This window comes from Thermomonospora umbrina (genome assembly GCF_003386555.1).
In the GTDB taxonomy this organism is placed as follows: domain Bacteria; phylum Actinomycetota; class Actinomycetes; order Streptosporangiales; family Streptosporangiaceae; genus Thermomonospora; species Thermomonospora umbrina.
The window spans coordinates 2652783-2668035 of record NZ_QTTT01000001.1 but is presented as its reverse complement, the minus strand read 5'-3'; the positions used below and the strand labels follow the sequence as shown (position 1 = coordinate 2668035).

General features: G+C 72.4%; 15 protein-coding genes. 6 read left to right on the top strand and 9 right to left on the bottom strand.

Features of this window, described 5'->3' with window-relative positions:
* Window positions 1–5 precede the first annotated feature (5 nt).
* The 3 genes from DFJ69_RS11790 to DFJ69_RS11780 all read right to left on the bottom strand — a co-directional run bounded on the left by DFJ69_RS11790 (window position 6) and on the right by DFJ69_RS11780 (window position 2425).
* Window positions 6–842 (bottom strand): N-acetylmuramoyl-L-alanine amidase, encoded by an 837-nt coding sequence (locus tag DFJ69_RS11790; protein WP_342769853.1) that lies wholly within the window; start codon window positions 840–842, stop codon window positions 6–8.
* A 144-nt stretch (window positions 843–986) separates the two neighbouring features.
* Window positions 987–1223 (bottom strand): hypothetical protein, encoded by a 237-nt coding sequence (locus tag DFJ69_RS11785; RefSeq protein WP_116022520.1) that lies wholly within the window; start codon window positions 1221–1223, stop codon window positions 987–989.
* 137 nt (window positions 1224–1360) lie between these two features.
* Window positions 1361–2425, bottom strand: coding sequence for a LacI family DNA-binding transcriptional regulator (locus DFJ69_RS11780; protein ID WP_116022519.1), 1065 nt, complete (start codon window positions 2423–2425; stop codon window positions 1361–1363).
* Window positions 2426–2754: 329 nt separating this feature from the next.
* Between DFJ69_RS11780 and DFJ69_RS36145 the strand changes: the two genes are divergently transcribed.
* Complete coding sequence (locus DFJ69_RS36145) at window positions 2755–3441, top strand: TetR/AcrR family transcriptional regulator (protein WP_170177619.1); 687 nt, start codon at window positions 2755–2757, stop codon at window positions 3439–3441.
* Window positions 3442–4350: 909 nt separating this feature from the next.
* Here DFJ69_RS36145 and bldC read toward each other — a convergent pair.
* Window positions 4351–4554 (bottom strand): developmental transcriptional regulator BldC, encoded by a 204-nt coding sequence (gene bldC / locus DFJ69_RS11770; protein WP_012850682.1) that lies wholly within the window; start codon window positions 4552–4554, stop codon window positions 4351–4353.
* Window positions 4555–4794: 240 nt separating this feature from the next.
* Entirely contained in the window at window positions 4795–5754 is a 960-nt protein-coding gene (locus DFJ69_RS11765) for a DUF8083 family protein (RefSeq protein ID WP_116022518.1), read from the bottom strand.
* Window positions 5755–5896: 142 nt separating this feature from the next.
* Here DFJ69_RS11765 and DFJ69_RS11760 point away from each other — a divergent pair, with 142 nt between their 5' ends.
* A complete protein-coding gene (locus DFJ69_RS11760; protein ID WP_116022517.1) occupies window positions 5897–6985 on the top strand; it encodes a Glu/Leu/Phe/Val dehydrogenase dimerization domain-containing protein in 1089 nt (362 codons plus the stop codon).
* 269 nt (window positions 6986–7254) lie between these two features.
* Window positions 7255–7473, top strand: a complete 219-nt coding sequence (locus tag DFJ69_RS11755; RefSeq protein ID WP_116022516.1) for a DUF3073 domain-containing protein — start codon at window positions 7255–7257, stop codon at window positions 7471–7473.
* Between the two features lie 70 nt (window positions 7474–7543).
* On the opposite strand, the gene DFJ69_RS11750 is transcribed toward DFJ69_RS11755, so the two are convergent.
* The 3 genes from DFJ69_RS11750 to purF form a co-directional block, all read right to left on the bottom strand.
* Entirely contained in the window at window positions 7544–8227 is a 684-nt protein-coding gene (locus tag DFJ69_RS11750) for a SanA/YdcF family protein (RefSeq protein ID WP_245974263.1), read from the bottom strand.
* Between the two features lie 115 nt (window positions 8228–8342).
* Window positions 8343–9368, bottom strand: a complete 1026-nt coding sequence (gene purM / locus DFJ69_RS11745) for a phosphoribosylformylglycinamidine cyclo-ligase (RefSeq protein WP_116022514.1) — start codon at window positions 9366–9368, stop codon at window positions 8343–8345.
* Window positions 9369–9489: 121 nt separating this feature from the next.
* Window positions 9490–10983 carry an amidophosphoribosyltransferase gene (purF, locus tag DFJ69_RS11740; RefSeq protein ID WP_116022513.1) on the bottom strand — a complete coding sequence of 498 codons (1494 nt, stop codon included), beginning with the start codon at window positions 10981–10983 and terminating at the stop codon, window positions 9490–9492.
* A 178-nt stretch (window positions 10984–11161) separates the two neighbouring features.
* On the opposite strand from purF, the gene DFJ69_RS11735 reads away from it, so the two are divergent.
* Entirely contained in the window at window positions 11162–11533 is a 372-nt protein-coding gene (locus tag DFJ69_RS11735; RefSeq protein WP_116022512.1) for a hypothetical protein, read from the top strand.
* Between the two features lie 3 nt (window positions 11534–11536).
* On the opposite strand, the gene DFJ69_RS11730 is transcribed toward DFJ69_RS11735, so the two are convergent.
* A complete protein-coding gene (locus DFJ69_RS11730; RefSeq protein WP_116022511.1) occupies window positions 11537–11998 on the bottom strand; it encodes a sterol carrier family protein in 462 nt (153 codons plus the stop codon).
* A gap of 154 nt (window positions 11999–12152) precedes the next feature.
* On the opposite strand from DFJ69_RS11730, the gene DFJ69_RS34885 reads away from it, so the two are divergent.
* Both DFJ69_RS34885 and DFJ69_RS11720 read left to right on the top strand, forming a co-directional pair.
* Window positions 12153–13850 (top strand): serine/threonine-protein kinase, encoded by a 1698-nt coding sequence (locus DFJ69_RS34885; protein WP_211328594.1) that lies wholly within the window; start codon window positions 12153–12155, stop codon window positions 13848–13850.
* A 135-nt stretch (window positions 13851–13985) separates the two neighbouring features.
* Window positions 13986–15155 (top strand): S8 family peptidase, encoded by a 1170-nt coding sequence (locus DFJ69_RS11720; protein WP_116022510.1) that lies wholly within the window; start codon window positions 13986–13988, stop codon window positions 15153–15155.
* The last annotated feature ends 98 nt before the right edge of the window (window positions 15156–15253 follow it).

Below are 15253 nucleotides of genomic sequence, written 5' to 3'. Positions count from 1 at the left end.
CACGGCTAGTAGAGGTAGTCGTCGAGGCCCTTGGCGAGGGAGTCCGCGATCTTCTGGCGGAAGGCGGGGCTGGCGAGGTTGGCGGCCTCACGGCTGTTGCGCATGTTGCCGCACTCGATGAAGACCTTCGGGACGTCCGACAGGTTCAGCCCGCCGAGGTCGTCGCGGCGGTCGATCGCCTGCTCGCCCCGGTAGTTGGAGTACGGCGTCCCGGTGCCCTTGCGGAAGGCGTCGCGGAGGTCGAGCCCCAACTCGTGCGACTCGTTCACGACCTGCTGGGTGTTGACGCCCTTGACGTACGCGGGCTCGATGATGTGGAACCCGTGCTGGCTCGCTCCGGCGCCGTCGGCGTGCACCGAGATCACCGCGTCGGCGTCGTTGTCGTTGCCGATGGCGGCCCGCCGGTCGATGCAGGGCCCGACACCCTTGTCGTTGGAGCGGGTCAGGATCACCTTGGCGCCCTGGGCCTGCAGGATCTTGCGCAGCCGCAGCGACACGTCCCAGGTGAAGGCGTGCTCGGCGTACCCGGCGTTGGTGGCCGTGCCGGTGGTGTCGCACGCCTTGCGGCCGTTGCCGACGTCCACCTGCTTGTTGATGACGGAGGGCGCGCCCGCGTTGCCGCCGTTGTGGCCCGGGTCGATCACGATCGTCTTGCCCTTGAGGTCGCTCGTGCCGGGCCGGGCGGGGGAGTCTCCGGCGGTGGGTGTGGAGTCCAGGGAGGCCGTCGGGGGCGAGGCCGTTCGTCCGCCCTCGCCGTCGTCGTCCCCGCCACCGCACGCGGCGAGCGCTCCGAGGCTCAAGGCCAGCGCGACCGCGGCCGACCCGCATCTTCGGATGCTCACGATGAATGCCCCCCGTGACAGATTCGTTACCGACCCTGTCAGTCTGCACACGGGCCGTCGTACGTCAACTGACGTCGCCGGATGGGCATGAAGCCATGACAGGGGATGTGGCAAATATCACCCCTGACCGATATTGTCGGGGGTCTAGCGCCGCACGTCCTCCCGGCCCAGCAGGGCGGCCAGCGCCCGGGCCTCGTCCGCGTCGAGGCCCAGCACCACGCGGGGCCGACCCCACGGGTGGTCGATCGAGTGGGCGACGTAGCTCGCCACGGACTCGGCCACCGGCTCGGCCAGCCCCCGCGCGTGCCGCCACTGTGACCACGCCTGTTCCAGCTCACTGGCGGCGCGCTGGGCGCACGAGACCAACTCGGGATCGCGCACGGATCCACCCCCTGACGACGGTCCTCCCCCGAGCGGGGAGAGGCGGACTCCATTAAGCCGCCGGCGCGACCGTCCGACCCGGCGATTGCGGGAGGCTTGACCTGCCCCTTACCCGCGACCGACCGGCCCGTGGAACGTCAGGCGCCGGGGGCGGGGCCGGTGGTGGAGCGCACCACCAGGTGGGGGACCACGAGGTTCTGCCGGGGGTCGCGCAGCGGGTCCTCGATGCGGGCGCACAACAACTCCGCGGCGACCCGTCCCATATCCCGACGAGGCTGGTCGACGCTGGTCAGCGAGATGTGCCGGATCGCCGCCAGGTGCGTGTTGTCGTACCCGACGATCGACACGTCGGCGGGCACCCGCAGCTCCAGCTCGTCGGCCGCCGACAGCGCGCCGGTCGCCACCAGGTCGTTCGGCGCGAAGATCGCCGTGGGGCGGTCCGCCCTGGTCAGCAGGTTGCGCGCCGCCCGGTAGCCGCCCTCCTCGGTGAAGTCGCCGGGTTCGACGATCACCTGGTCGCTCAGGCCGTGCTTGGCCATCGCGGTCTCGTACCCGGCGCGCCGGTAGCGGGCGGTGGTGGAGCGCGCGCCCTCGATGTGGGCGATGCGCCGATGCCCCAGCCGTACGAGGTGGTCGACCGCCAGGCTCGCGCCCAGCTCGTCGTCGTCGACCACGATGTCGACGCCGGCCACGTCCCGTTCGCCGACCACGACCACCGGGACGCTGGCGGCCGCCTCCTTGAGGGAGTCGGGAACGACGCTGAGCAGCACCAGACCGTCGACCCGCATCTCCAGGAACGCCTCGACGGCCTCGGCCTCGAACAGCGGGTCCCAGCGGCCGCTGCCGACCAGCATCCGCAGCCCCTCGCCGTGCAGGCTCTCCTGCAGCCCGTCCAGGAACTCGGCGAAGAACGGGTTGTGCAGGTCGGCGACGATGGCGCCGATCAGCCGGGTGCGGCCCTCGACGAGACTGCGGGCGACCGCGTTGGGGCGGTAGCCGAGCTCCCGGGCGGCCTTGAGGACGGCCTGTCTACGTCGTTCGCTGACATGGGGGGAACCGCGCATCACCAGGGACACCAGGGACTTGGAGACCCCGGCGCGCTCGGCGACGTTGCGTATGGTCGGCTTGGGCGTGGCGGGGCCCGGGAGGGTCTCGCCTCCCCTGCCGAATCCGGTGGCGGGGACACTCTCACGAGCTGACATGGCACTCCTGTCGGGGGGACCTTGCAGGACCTGCCGCCTGGACGCCCCGGCACCCGATCCACGGCGATCCGTCCCGAGACATCTTCCTCGCTTATGGAGGAGATGCCCCATGATGCCTTGCGCTCGCTCCTCATGGTCGCAACAAGGAGTAACGGGCCGACGTCAATAGGGGTTTGGGGACTGTGGTGTTCTGGATCACAGCGCCTCCGAGGTGGGCTCCGCGGACGCGGCGGGCGCTCCCCGACGCCGCTCCTCGGATACGCTGCGCAGGTGACAGAACGGGCGGCGGCCGGTCGGTCGAGGCCCGCGAACGGACTGCGGACGGATCGGTGGACGGCAAGGTGACGAGCGAACGCGCCGCCCCTCCCGCACGGCGCGCGGCGCGGGGCAGGCGCCGGCTCAGCGTGGACGAGCGTCGGGACGAGCTGATCGGCGCGGCGCTCCAACTGTTCAGCACCCGGCCCCCCGACGAGGTGTCCATCGACGACGTGGCGGTGGCCGCCGGAGCGTCGCGGGCACTGGTCTACCACTACTTCGGCGGCAAGTACGAGCTGTACGTCGCCGCCCTGCGCAGCGCGGCCGGACAACTGTCGGTGCTCCTGGAGCCCCCCACCGAGGGCAAGCCGCTGGAGCGACTGCAACTGTGCCTCACCCGCTACTTCGACTTCGTGGAGAGCCACGCCTCCGGCTTCAGCGCCCTGCTGCGCGGTGGCCCGGCGGACCGCTCCGGCGAGGTCGGCGAGATCATCAACGGCATCCGCTCCCTGGTCCTCGACCGGATCCTGCACGCCATCGGCGCCCCCGAGCCCGGCGCGGTCCTCCGCATCACCCTCCGCTCCTGGCTGGCGTGCGTGGAGACGGCGGGCATGGACTGGCTCGAGCACCAGGACCTGAGCCGCGACAGCCTGGAACGCCTTCTGGTCGACCAGATCATCGTCCTGCTCCACGCGGCCGGCACCCACGACCCCCGCATCGCCGCCCTCTTCGACCGCCTCACCCAAGAGGAATTCGCCTAGCGAACCCCGCCCGCCCCCCCGGAGACGCGCTCCCACACCGCAGGGCCCGACCCCCCCACCGAGCGAACCCACGCGGCCTCCCCACGCAGACCCCGCCCCGTCGCCTGGGCACATGAACGGACCCCGCGCGGACGTCCGGCCGGGCCCCCGCACAGCCTCCCCCGCCGTTCCCCCGCCGGACCTCGGCCCGTTGTGAACAGACCCGCGCTGGCGTCCGGCACGATCGCCCCTTGGGCGGGCTCCCGCGTCGTTCCCTCGCGTGGACCTCGGTCCGTCGCAAACGGATGCCACGCGGACGTCCCGGTCCGGTCTCCGCACGGCCTCCCGCCCCTTTTCTCCGGGCGGGCCTCGGCCCGTCGCGAACGCATCCGCGCGGACGTCCGGCCGGGTCCCCGCACAGCCTCCCGCGTCGTTCCCCCGCGTGGACCTCGGTCCGTCGCGAAGGACCCCGTGCCGGTGGCCGGCACGGTCGACCTTGGGTGGGCTCTCGATGGCTTCCGGTCGGTCGCTTCGGGGTGCCTTTGGTGGGCTTCCGCGTGGGTGCGGGTGTGCCGTGCCTCGGCGGGTGCCGTGCTTCGGTGTGGGGTCGTGTGGGCTCCGGGCGGGTTCTCGTGAACGAGGTGGCCGTCGTCGGAGCGTGTGGGATGGGTGTCGTCGGGTACGTGAGCGCCCCGTCCGCGTTCGCGTGGATCATCTGCGAACGCGGACAGGGCCACGTTGACCTCGAGGGTCGTATGGTCCGGTCCCCGAGGGGGACCGGGTCTGTTCGTCCAGGGGGCCGCTGACGGATCTTCTTCCAGCCGGGTCGAAGGTGTTCAGCGGCCTCCTAGCCGCCCCCCTGACGCGGCGCCTGCTGTGGCGGGTGGTGCCGCGGCGGCGCGCCGGGCCCCTGGCGAGGGCCTGGGCGCGCTACTCCGAGCGCTGCTGCGGAATGCCCGCCAGCAGCGCCCGAACCTCTGCCTCGCGGTAGCGGCGGTGGCCACCCAGGGTGCGGATGGAGGTCAACTTGCCTGCCTTCGCCCAGCGGGTGACGGTCTTGGGGTCGACGCGGAACATCGTCGCCACCTCCGCGGGCGTCAGCAGGGGCTCGGCCTCTGGCGTTCGTGCTGACATGTTGTGCGGCCTCTCCTCCGTGGACCGATCACGATCCTGCGATGTCTCTTGATCTGGCGCGGTCACCGATGTCCCCTATGGCCCGAAAGAGCCACTATGACATCACAAGGTGTAACCTTGCCACCACACAGCGCCACAAGCAAGTCCCTGGCTGTAACTGCGTGTTCGGTGTGACTGCCTCACGCTGCGTGATTCTAGCGACACGTATGGTCGCATCGCGCGCGGATTTAGGAATTTTGGTCAGTTCGCGGATTCCAGCGCCCGCACCGCACGCCATCGGGTCCCGAGGCGCTGATACATCGCCACGGTCAGCTCCCTCTCACCCCGTTCGGCCGCCGCCAGCGCCACCGTCACCTCCCGCACCGACTCGTCGGCGCGCAGCCACTCGTCGTCCAGCAGGTGCACCAGCCCGCCGTAGTCCAGCTCCACCAGCGAGGACGGGTGGAACGCCGAGAGCCGACGGGTCAGGGCCTCCAGTCGGCCGGCGGCCGGTCCGCCGGGCGGGCCCGCCTGGACCACGGGCACCGCCCGGTCGAGGCGGCGGCGCGCCTCGCCCAGGGTCGTGACGTAGATGAGGGTCCGCAGGGGCGCCGCCATGGTGGGCCCGCCGGGTCCGCCGGCGTCACCCTGGCCGCCGGCCGCCCCCGCGACCCAGGTGCCCGCCGGGCCCCGTGGTTCCCCGGGGTCATAAGAAGGTGGCGTTCCGGTTTGGTCATCCTGACCCCCGAGCAGCAAACAGCGTTCCGCCGGATCGAACGGGACGAACCACTCCAACGGCACGTTCCATGTACTGGTGGCGATGTGCGGCTCCAGCGACCGTCCCCCGGACCTCCACCGTTCGAGCTCGGCGGTGACCCGTTCCGCGTCCGGCGGGGGAACGAACGCCTCGGCCAGCCCGGGGGGCAGCGAGCGCAGGAAGTCCGCCGCCGCCAGCCACGACCGCAGGCGCGTCTCCCATGGGCACACGTAGAGCGCCCCGGCCGCCCGCCGCACGTAGGCGTGCGGGCTCTCGGTCAACGGCGCGACCACGGGCGGCGCGGACGCCAGGCGGCGGATCGCCTCGCCGTGCTCGGCGGCCAGCGTCCGGGCCCACCGGGGACGTCGCCCCGACTCGGCGTAGGCCGTCCATATCGACCGCAGCGGCTCCGGATAAGCCGTCACCGGCTCGTACACCCTCAGGTAGGCGCTGTAGGGCAACACGTGCGCATCGTGACACGACACCCCGGCGAACGCCGACGGGTTGGCCGCTAACGAGATCGTGGCGTTACTACGGCCCAGGCCCCCCGCCCACGCGGTCCGCCGTCGTCCTAGGCTGATCCCGAGGCAGAAAGGAGTCACCACCGTGACCAATGTCTTCGGGTCGCCCCACAAGGGCACCGGACCCTCCCATGAGCAGGTCGTCTTCTGTCACGACGAGGCCAGCGGCCTGCGCGCGATCATCGCGATCTACTCCACCGCCCTGGGGCCCTCCCTTGGCGGCACCCGCTTCTACCCGTACCGCTCGGAGGGCGAGGCGCTCGCCGACGTGCTCAACCTGTCCCGCGCCATGGCGTACAAGAACGCGCTGGCCGGGCTGGACCTCGGGGGAGGCAAGGCGGTGATCATCGGTGACCCGGCCACCGACAAGTCCGAGGCCCTCCTGCGCGCCTACGGCCGCTTCGTGCAGTCGCTGAACGGCCGCTACTTCACCGCCTGCGACGTGGGCACCTACAGCGAGGACATGGACGTCGTCGCCCGCGAGTGTCGCTACGTGACCGGCCGTACCGTCGCCTACGGAGGGGCCGGGGACTCCTCCGTACTGACCGCGTACGGCGTCTACCAGGGGATGCGGGCCGCCGCCGAGGCCGCCTGGGGGAGTCCCTCGCTGCGCGGGCGGCGGGTCGGTGTCGAGGGGGTGGGCAAGGTGGGACACCGGCTGGTCGAGCACCTGCGCGAAGACGGCGCGGAGGTGGTGGTCTGCGACGTGAACGAGAAGGCGCTCGAACGGGTCAAGGTCCGGCACCCCGAGGTCGAGATCGTCGACGACGCCGCCGCGATGGTGCGCGCCGACCTGGACGTGTACTCGCCGTGCGCGCTGGGCGGTTCGCTGGACGACGAGACGGTGCCCGTGCTGCGCGCCCGCATCGTGTGCGGCGGCGCCAACAACCAGCTCGCCCATCCGGGCGTGGAGAAGCGGCTGGCCGACCGGGGCGTCCTGTACGCCCCCGACTACGTGGTCAACGCGGGCGGGGTCATCCAGGTGTCCGACGAGATCGAGGGCTTCAGCTTCGAGCGCGCCAAGGCCAAGGCGACCCGGATCTACGACACGACCTCCCGGATCTTCGCGCTGGCCGCCGAGGAGGGCGTGCCGCCGGCGGTCGCGGCCGACCGGCTGGCCGAGCGCAGGATGACCTCCATCGGCCGGCTGCGGGGCATCTGGCTGGACCGCTGACCGGTCCGCCGGAAAGGCCGCCGAGGGATCCGTTCCCCGGCGGCCGGCCCGGCGTGTCGCGGTCCAAGTCGGTGTGCCTGCAATCACCGGATACACTTGGGGTCTCCGCAGCGAGCGTGTCGCCGCCGTACAAGACCACGTACCGAGCCGGGCGCAAAACGGGTACGGTTGTATCCGAGCTGACGCACGGCTGAGGTAGGCGTCAGTGCGTGTGGCGTACGCGAGCGTAGATGGGACGCAAAGGTCCTGACCATCGAGGGGGTCGAGCCATGGGGCGCGGCCGAGCCAAGGCCAAGCAGGTAAAGGTTGCCCGCCAGCTTAAGTACAACAGCGGCGGCACGGATCTCGACCGCTTGAAGGAGGAGCTGGGAGTCCCTTCGTCGAACCACGACCCCTATGAAGACTCCTACGACGATCTTGTCGACAAATACTCCGACTTCGCCGACGACGACTCCGGCGACGACGAGGACGACGAGCCGAGGCGCTGAGCCGCCCGCTTGACGATCGCCACTGCCCCGCCCGGCGCGGCGGGGCAGTGGCGTTTGTCGATGCCGTGCCTCAGGGCGGGGCGAGCGCCCGATGCACGCCGGGCTCGCGGGGGCCGAGGAAGCGCGGCCGGCGCTCCGTCGCGATGTCGGTCAGCGCCTTGAACGAGGCCAGCCCCTCCCGCACGTACCCGTAGCGGGTGGTGGTCGCGAAGTCCTTCATCGTGTCGTGGCCCACGCCCTGTGCCCGCACCCCCGCCGACCGGCACAACGCCACCGCCCGGGGCAGATGGAACGTCTGCGTCACCACGATCGCCCGGTCGACCCCGAAGACCTTCTTGGCCCTCACGCACGAGTCCCAGGTGTCGAACCCCGCGTAGTCACGGACGATCCGGTCGCCGGGGATGCCCTGGGAGCGCAGGTAGTCGTACATCACGGTGGGCTCGTCGTAGTCGCGGCGGCTGTTGTCGCCCGAGACCAGAAGCACCTTGACCTTGCCCTCCCGGTAGAGGCGGGCCGCCACGTCGAGCCGCCCCGCCAGGAACGGCGAGGGCCGGTCGCCCCAGGCCGCCGCCCCCAACACGAGCGCCACCGGCGCGGGCGACGCGCCCTCCACGGACGTTCGGTACGGGGCGGAGTCGGCGTGCACCCACGCGGTGGGGAGCAGGACGCCGTACCCCAGCAACCCGAGACCGACCAACCCGGGCCCCACCATGCGTCGCGACAGCGTCACCGACCAGAACCGCCGCAAGATCACAATCCGTAGGACGCTCGGCGGGCCCCGAGGGTTTCCGAGCCGGGTGACCGCGGCGCAACCCTCGCGGAACGAGCACCGTCCGACCCGGCTTTTGGGGCGTTCCCCGACGAACCCGTCAGGCCAGGTGTGCGGAGCCGGTGCCCTCGGTGACTTCACCGAGTACCCAGGCGGGCACATTGCGTGCCTGGAGGAGCCTGAGAGCCTCGTCGGCGGCCTCCGGGGCGACGATGGCCGCCATGCCCACCCCGAGGTTGAAGGTCTTGTCCATCTCGCTCTGAGGGATCCCGCCGTGGGCCTGGAGCACCGCGAAGACCGCCGGAGGCGTCCAGGACGAGCGCCGGAGCCGGGCGTCGACGGTGTCGGGCAGCGAACGGGCCAGGTTGGCGGCCAGCCCGCCGCCGGTGATGTGCGCGAACGCCCGTACGCCTCCCGCCCGGGCCAGGGTCAGGCAGTCCTGGGCGTAGATCCGGGTGGGGGTCAGCAGCTCCTCGCCCAGAGGGCGGCCCAACTCGGCGGGCTCGGACTCCAGCGTGAGGTCGCTCTCGCGCAGCACGTGCCGGACGAGCGAGTAGCCGTTGGAGTGGATGCCCGAGGACGCCATCGCCAGCACCACGTCACCCGGCCGCACCCGGTCGGGCCCCAGCAGCTCGTCGGCCTCGACCACGCCGGTGGCCGCGCCCGCGATGTCGAACTCGTCGGGCTCCAGCAGCCCCGGGTGCTCGGCGGTCTCCCCGCCGACCAGGGCGCAGCCCGCCAGCGTGCACGCCTCGGCGATGCCGCCCACGACGTCGGCGATCCGCTCCGGGACGACCTTGCCGCAGGCGATGTAGTCGGTCATGAACAGCGGCTCGGCCCCGCACACGGCCAGGTCGTCCACCACCATGCCGACCAGGTCGTGCCCGACCGTGTCGTACACGCCCAGCCGACGGGCCAGGTCGACCTTGGTGCCGACACCGTCGGTGGACGTCGCCAGCAGGGGACGCCGGTACTTCAGCAGCGCCGAGGCGTCGAACAGCCCGGCGAACCCGCTGACGTCGTCGACCACCTCGGGCCGGCGGGCCTTGGCGACCCGCGCCTTCATCAGCTCGACCGCCCGCTCACCGGCGGCGATGTCGACCCCGGCGTCCTCGTACGTGCTCATAGCCTCGCTCCGCTCGGCTGCTCACAGCCCTGACTGCGTGGTGGCTTCCCTCGTCGCGTGCTCACTCGCCGGGGCTCGCTGCGCGCGCTCCTCGGTCCAGCCGCCACGCGGCTGCTCGCGGTCACTTCTTGCCGGCCTCTTCGAGAAGGAACTTGCCCCGGGAGTCCTCGTCGACCGGGATCGGGTACTGGCCGTCGAAACAGGCGCGGCACAGTCGGTCCTTGGCGATCCGGGTGGCGGAGATCAGCGCGTCCAGCGAGATGAACCCGAGGGAGTCGGCGCCCAGCGAGGCGCGGATCTCCTCGACGTCGAGGTTGCCGGCGATCAGCTCGGCGCGGGTGGCGAAGTCGATGCCGTAGAAGCACGGCCAGGCCACCGGGGGGCTGGAGATCCGCACGTGGACCTCGGCGGCCCCGGACTCGCGGAGCATCGCGACGATGGCCCGCTGGGTGTTGCCGCGCACGATCGAGTCGTCCACGACGATGAGCCGCTTGCCCTTGATGGCCTCGCGCAGCGGGTTGAGCTTGAGGCGGATGCCCCGCTGGCGGATGGTCTGGGACGGCTGGATGAACGTCCGGCCGACGTAGCTGTTCTTCACCAGGCCCTGGCCGTACGGGATGCCGGACGCCTCCGCGTAGCCGATCGCGGCCGGGGTGCCCGACTCGGGTGTCGGGATCACCATGTCGGCGTCGACGGGGTGCTCGGCGGCCAGCAGCCGGCCCACCTCGACGCGGGTGGACTGCACGTTGCGGCCCGCGATGGTGGTGTCGGGACGGGCCAGGTAGACGTACTCGAACAGGCAGCCCTTGGGACGCGCCTCGGCGAAGCGCCGGGACCGCAGCCCGCGCTCGTCGATGGCGATCATCTCGCCGGGCTCGATCTCGCGGACGAACTGGGCGCCCACGATGTCCAGCGCCGCCGTCTCGGAGGCCACCGCCCAGCCCTGGCGGGTCTCGCCGCCGTGCCCGGCGAGCCCGGCGACCGGCAGTCGGCCCAGCACCAGCGGGCGGATGCCCTCGGGGTCGCGGGCGGCGTACAGGGTCTGCTCGTCCATGAAGACCAGCGAGTACGCGCCCCGGGTGACCGGCAGGATCTCCTCCGCCGCCGCGAACGGGCCGCCCTCGCGGGTGGCCAGCAGCGCGGTCAGGATCTCCGTGTCCGAGGTGCCCGTCAGGCCCGCGCCCGGCTCCAGCCGGGCCGCCAGCTCGGGGGTGTTGATCAGGTTGCCGTTGTGGGTGAGCGCCAGCCCTCCGGAGTCCGTGGACCGGAACGTCGGCTGGGCGTTCTCCCAGGTCGGAGAGCCCGTCGTGGAGTAGCGGCAGTGCCCCACCGCGACGTGGCCGCGCAGGGTGTTCAGCACCGACTCGTCGAAGACCTGCGCCACCAGGCCCATGTCCTTGAAGACGACGATGCGGTCGCCGTCGCTGACGGCGATGCCCGCGGACTCCTGCCCTCGGTGTTGGAGTGCGTACAGTCCGTAGTAGGCGAGCTTGCTCACCTCCGCCCGGGTCGCCTCGTCCGGCGGGACCCAGACGCCGAACACGCCGCAGGCGTCCTGCGGGCCGCGGTCGGAGGGGTCGAGGTCGTGGCTGAGGCGTCCATCACCGGGAGACACGCAGGTCAGTCTAAATGCCCGGATCACCTGCTCCGGCGTTCGGGGGGCCGGACGCCTGTTTGCGCGACCGGGAACCGACCTTTGCCCGTGAGAACGGCGTCGGCCGGGTATCGAACGGGAACCTGAACCATGACGTGCGTCCGCGCGCCCGTCACTGCTCCCCTGGAGGTTTCCCGCGATGACCGTCCCCGGCTACCAGCGCCACTACGCACCCGTGCGGCCCCGCCGCAACGCGATGGCGGTGACCTCGCTCGTCCTCGGGCTGGCCGGGCTGCCCGCGCTGCTGCTGTGCGGGCTGGGGCTGCCGATGGCGCTGGTGGGCCTGGTGCTGGGCATCGTGGCCGCCTCGCGGCACACCGGCGGCCGGGCCGTCGCCGTGGGCGGGATCTGCGCCTGCCTGTTGACCATCCTGGTGGGGGCCGTGGCGATCTTCTGGCTGCTCAGCCAGGCCGCCGAGTGCGCCGACCCCGACCGCTACCCCAGCGACGCGGACCGGCAGCGCTGCGTGGAACGGGAGTTCCCGTTCGCGAAGACGCAGCAGACGCCCTGACCCCTACGGAACGGGGTGTTCGGGTTGTTCGGGTTGTACGGGGAGCAGCGCGGAGAGATCGGCACGGGGCCCGCCGGCGCGGATGCGGCCCTCGCGCATGGCCTCGGCCCAGCCGAGCCTTCCGGTGGCGAGCCTGATCCACGTGTCGGCGTCGGTCTCCACCACGTTGGGCGGCGTGCCCCGGGTGTGGCGAGGGCCTGCGACGCACTGCACGGCGGCGTACGGTGGGATGCGCACCTCCACCGACCGGCCGGGCGCGGCGGCGGCGAGCCGGTCGAGGAGGACCCGCACCGCCGCGCGCAGCAGCGGTCGGCCGGGCTCGACGTCGGAGTCGAGGGTGTCCAAGACGAGGTCGAGGGCGGCGAGCCGGAGCGCGGCGGGCTCGTCCGGGCCCTCGTAGGGGGCGCGGCCCAGCGCGGCGAGCCGCTCGTCGAGGACCGCGCGGGTGAGAGGTGATCGGGACATCGCCCACGACGTTACCCGGAGCGCCTCCCCGGCATCCGGGCCCCCGATCATCGACGAGACGGTAGAAAGAGACGTTGCCGGTGGGGGAGCCGGCGCACTGAAGGCGTCGCCGGCTCGCTTGTAGGCGGCCCGGAGAGAGCACGGAGGACGTTCGATGCCCCAGGCGCGGCCGCTGGAGCCCGCGGATCCCGACCGGCTCGGCGGGTACCGGATCGCCGGCCGCCTCGGCGAGGGCGCGCAGGGCGTGGTGCTGCTCGGGCACGGGCCGGAAGGCCCTGACGGCACCGCGGTGGCGATCAAGCTGCTGCACGCCCGGCTGAGCGACGACGCGCAGGCCCGGTCCCGGTTCATCCGCGAGGTCGAACTGGCCAAGCAGGTCGCCACCTTCTGCACGGCCGCCGTGCTGGACGCCGACGTCGAGGGCGACCGGCCGTACATCGTCAGCGAGTACATCGAGGGCCCGTCCCTGGCGGGGCTGGTCTCCGCCGAGGGCCCCCGGGGTCGCACCGCGCTGGAACGCCTCGCGGTCGGCACGGCGACGGCGCTGACCGCCATCCATCGCGCGGGGGTGGTGCACCGCGACTTCAAGCCCGCCAACGTCCTGCTGGGCGGCGACGGGCCCCGGGTGATCGACTTCGGGATCGCCCGCGCCATCGACGCCGGCGGCCTCACCCAGGTCGGCCGGGTCCCCGGCACACCCGCGTACATGTCGCCGGAACAGCTCGGCGGCGTGGAGGTGGGCCCGGCGGCGGACGTGTTCGCCTGGGGTTCGACGATGCTGTACGCCGCGACGGCCCGGCTGCCGTTCGGCGAGGGGTCGCTCCAAGAGGTCATCCAGCGGATCGTCTACGACGAGCCGGTCCTGGACGCTTTGCCGGAGTCGCTGCGCACGGTCGTCGCCGACGCGATGGCCAAGGATCCCGCCCGCCGCCCCACCGCCCGGCAGCTCCTGGACCGGCTGCTGGGCCAGGAGAGTCCGGTCACGGGCATGCCGGAGCCGATGGTCGCCGAGGCCCGTACCCTGGCCTCCGACACCCCCTCCCGTTCCGTCCCGCCGACCCTCTCGGCGCCCGCCGTGCCGCCCGCCGTGCCGGCCCCGGCCGTTCCCGTCGACGCGCCGGTGGAGCCGCTCCCGCTGCCGGCCGACCTCTACGCCGACGAACGGCCGTACCGTGCCGGAAATGACGCGCAGCCGCCGACGGCCGTCTACACGGGGTTCGGCGACCAGACCGCCGAGGACGCGCGGCAGCCGCTGATCCCCTGGCAGCCGCAGCCGCAGCCCGCCCCGCCGGCTCCCCATCCGACCCCGCACCAGCCTCAGTACGCCCCTCAGCCCCCGAACGCGCCCCGGCCGCCCGCACGGTCGGGCGGCGGCGCCAACAAGCCCCTGGGGGTGCTGGTCTCGCTGGCGGTGGGGGTGCTGGCCGGGGCCGCGATCATCGTTCTGGTGCTGTGGCCGCAGATGCGCGACTCGGGCCCCGACAACGCGGGCAACACCGGAAACCCCGGGACCGACACGCAGCCGGTGCAGAGCGTGCCCGAGGCGTTCGCCGGGACCTGGCACGGAAGGGCGGTCAACCCTCAGCGGAACGCCTCGTTCCCCATCCAGGTGACCTTCGAGACGGGGCGGACGACCGCGCAGGCCCGCTACCCCCGGGGCTGCGCCTGCACGCTCACGCTGACGCGCGGCACCGGGGCCCGGCTGGAGATGACGCTGCAGCCCGTACCGCCGTGCAAGTCGGTCACGGCGGGGGACGTGGTGGTGACCCGCAAGCCCGGCGGCGGCCTGGACTACGCGTGGTCGAGGACGGGGACCTCGCTCCGCTACCGGGCGGACCTGTCACGGGGCTGAGCATCGTCCTCTCGCGGGCTATGTCCTGATTCGGAGGCAATCAGTGGTTTGCATCCACTACCGTCTCCTTCTGTCATCACCTCCTCGTCCCGGGCCGCCCCCCTCCCGCGGCCTCCCCCCACCGAAGGAGTTCCCTTGCGGGTCGCCACCCGAAGGCTGCTGCAGGCCGCCGCCGTAGCGACGGGCGTCGGCGCCGCGGCCGTGGCCGTGCCGCTGCTCGCCGAGCCCGAGTCCGTGTCGGTCCAGGTGGCCGCGAACGGGACCCCGGTGCCCGGGCAGTACATCGTCACGTTGAAGCCGGGCGCCTCCACCTCGGCCGAGTCCGGCCGGATCGGCGCCGCCGACGTGAAGCGCTTCGACGGAGTCCTCAACGCGTTCTCCGCCCGGCTCACCGCCGGCCAGCTCGCCGCCCTGCGCAAGAACGGCCGGGTCGCGGCCATCGAGCAGGACCAGATCGTGAAGACCAGCACCGTCCAGCGGTCGCCGCTGCCGTGGAACCTGGACCGCATCGACCAGCGCTCCCTCCCCCTGTCGAAGTCGTACTCCTACCGCCGCGACGGCCGGGGCGTGACCGCGTACGTCATCGACACCGGGATCGCCGCCGGCCACCCGCAGTTCGGCAAGCGGGCCCGCTCGGTCTGGAGCGCCCCCCGCTTCAAGGGCGACGGCCGCGACCACAACGGGCACGGCACCCACGTCGCCGGGATCATCGGCGCCGCCCATCACGGGGTCGCCAAGGGCGTGCAGCTCCGCTCCCTCCGGGTGCTGGACGAGTACGGGTCCGGCTCGATGTCGGACGTCATCGCGGCGGCCCGATGGCTGCGGCTCAACGCCGCCCGGCCCTCGGTGGCCAACCTGTCGTTGACGGGGAACCGGTCCAAGGCCGCCAACGACGCGATCGCCGCCCTGTCCCGGTCCGGCGTCTTCGTCACCACCGCGGCGGGCAACGACGGCGACGACGCGTGCCGGTACTCCCCGGCGGGCGCTCCGCTGGCCTTCACGGTCGGCGCCACCGACTCGGCCGACCGGCGGGCCGGCTGGTCCAACGTCGGCAAGTGCGTGGAGCTCCACGCCCCCGGCAAGGGCATCCGCTCGACCTGGCTCGGCGGCGGCAGCAGGGTCGCGGACGGCACCTCGATGGCGGCCCCGCACGCGGCGGGCACCGCGGCGCTGTTCCTGTCGCACCGCCCCAAGGTGGGTTTCCTCGAGCTGCAGAAGTGGCTGATCGACACCTCCACCAAGGGGAAGGTCCGCGGCCTGCCCGCCGGCGCCCGCAACCGGCTGCTGTACAAGGGCGGACTGTGAACACCCTCACGTAAGATGGCGCGGCCCCCTGGTGAGCGTGCGGATCAGTACGGATCTTCGGCGCGATAGTCACCTGAGGTGCGCAAGGGGTTTAATCT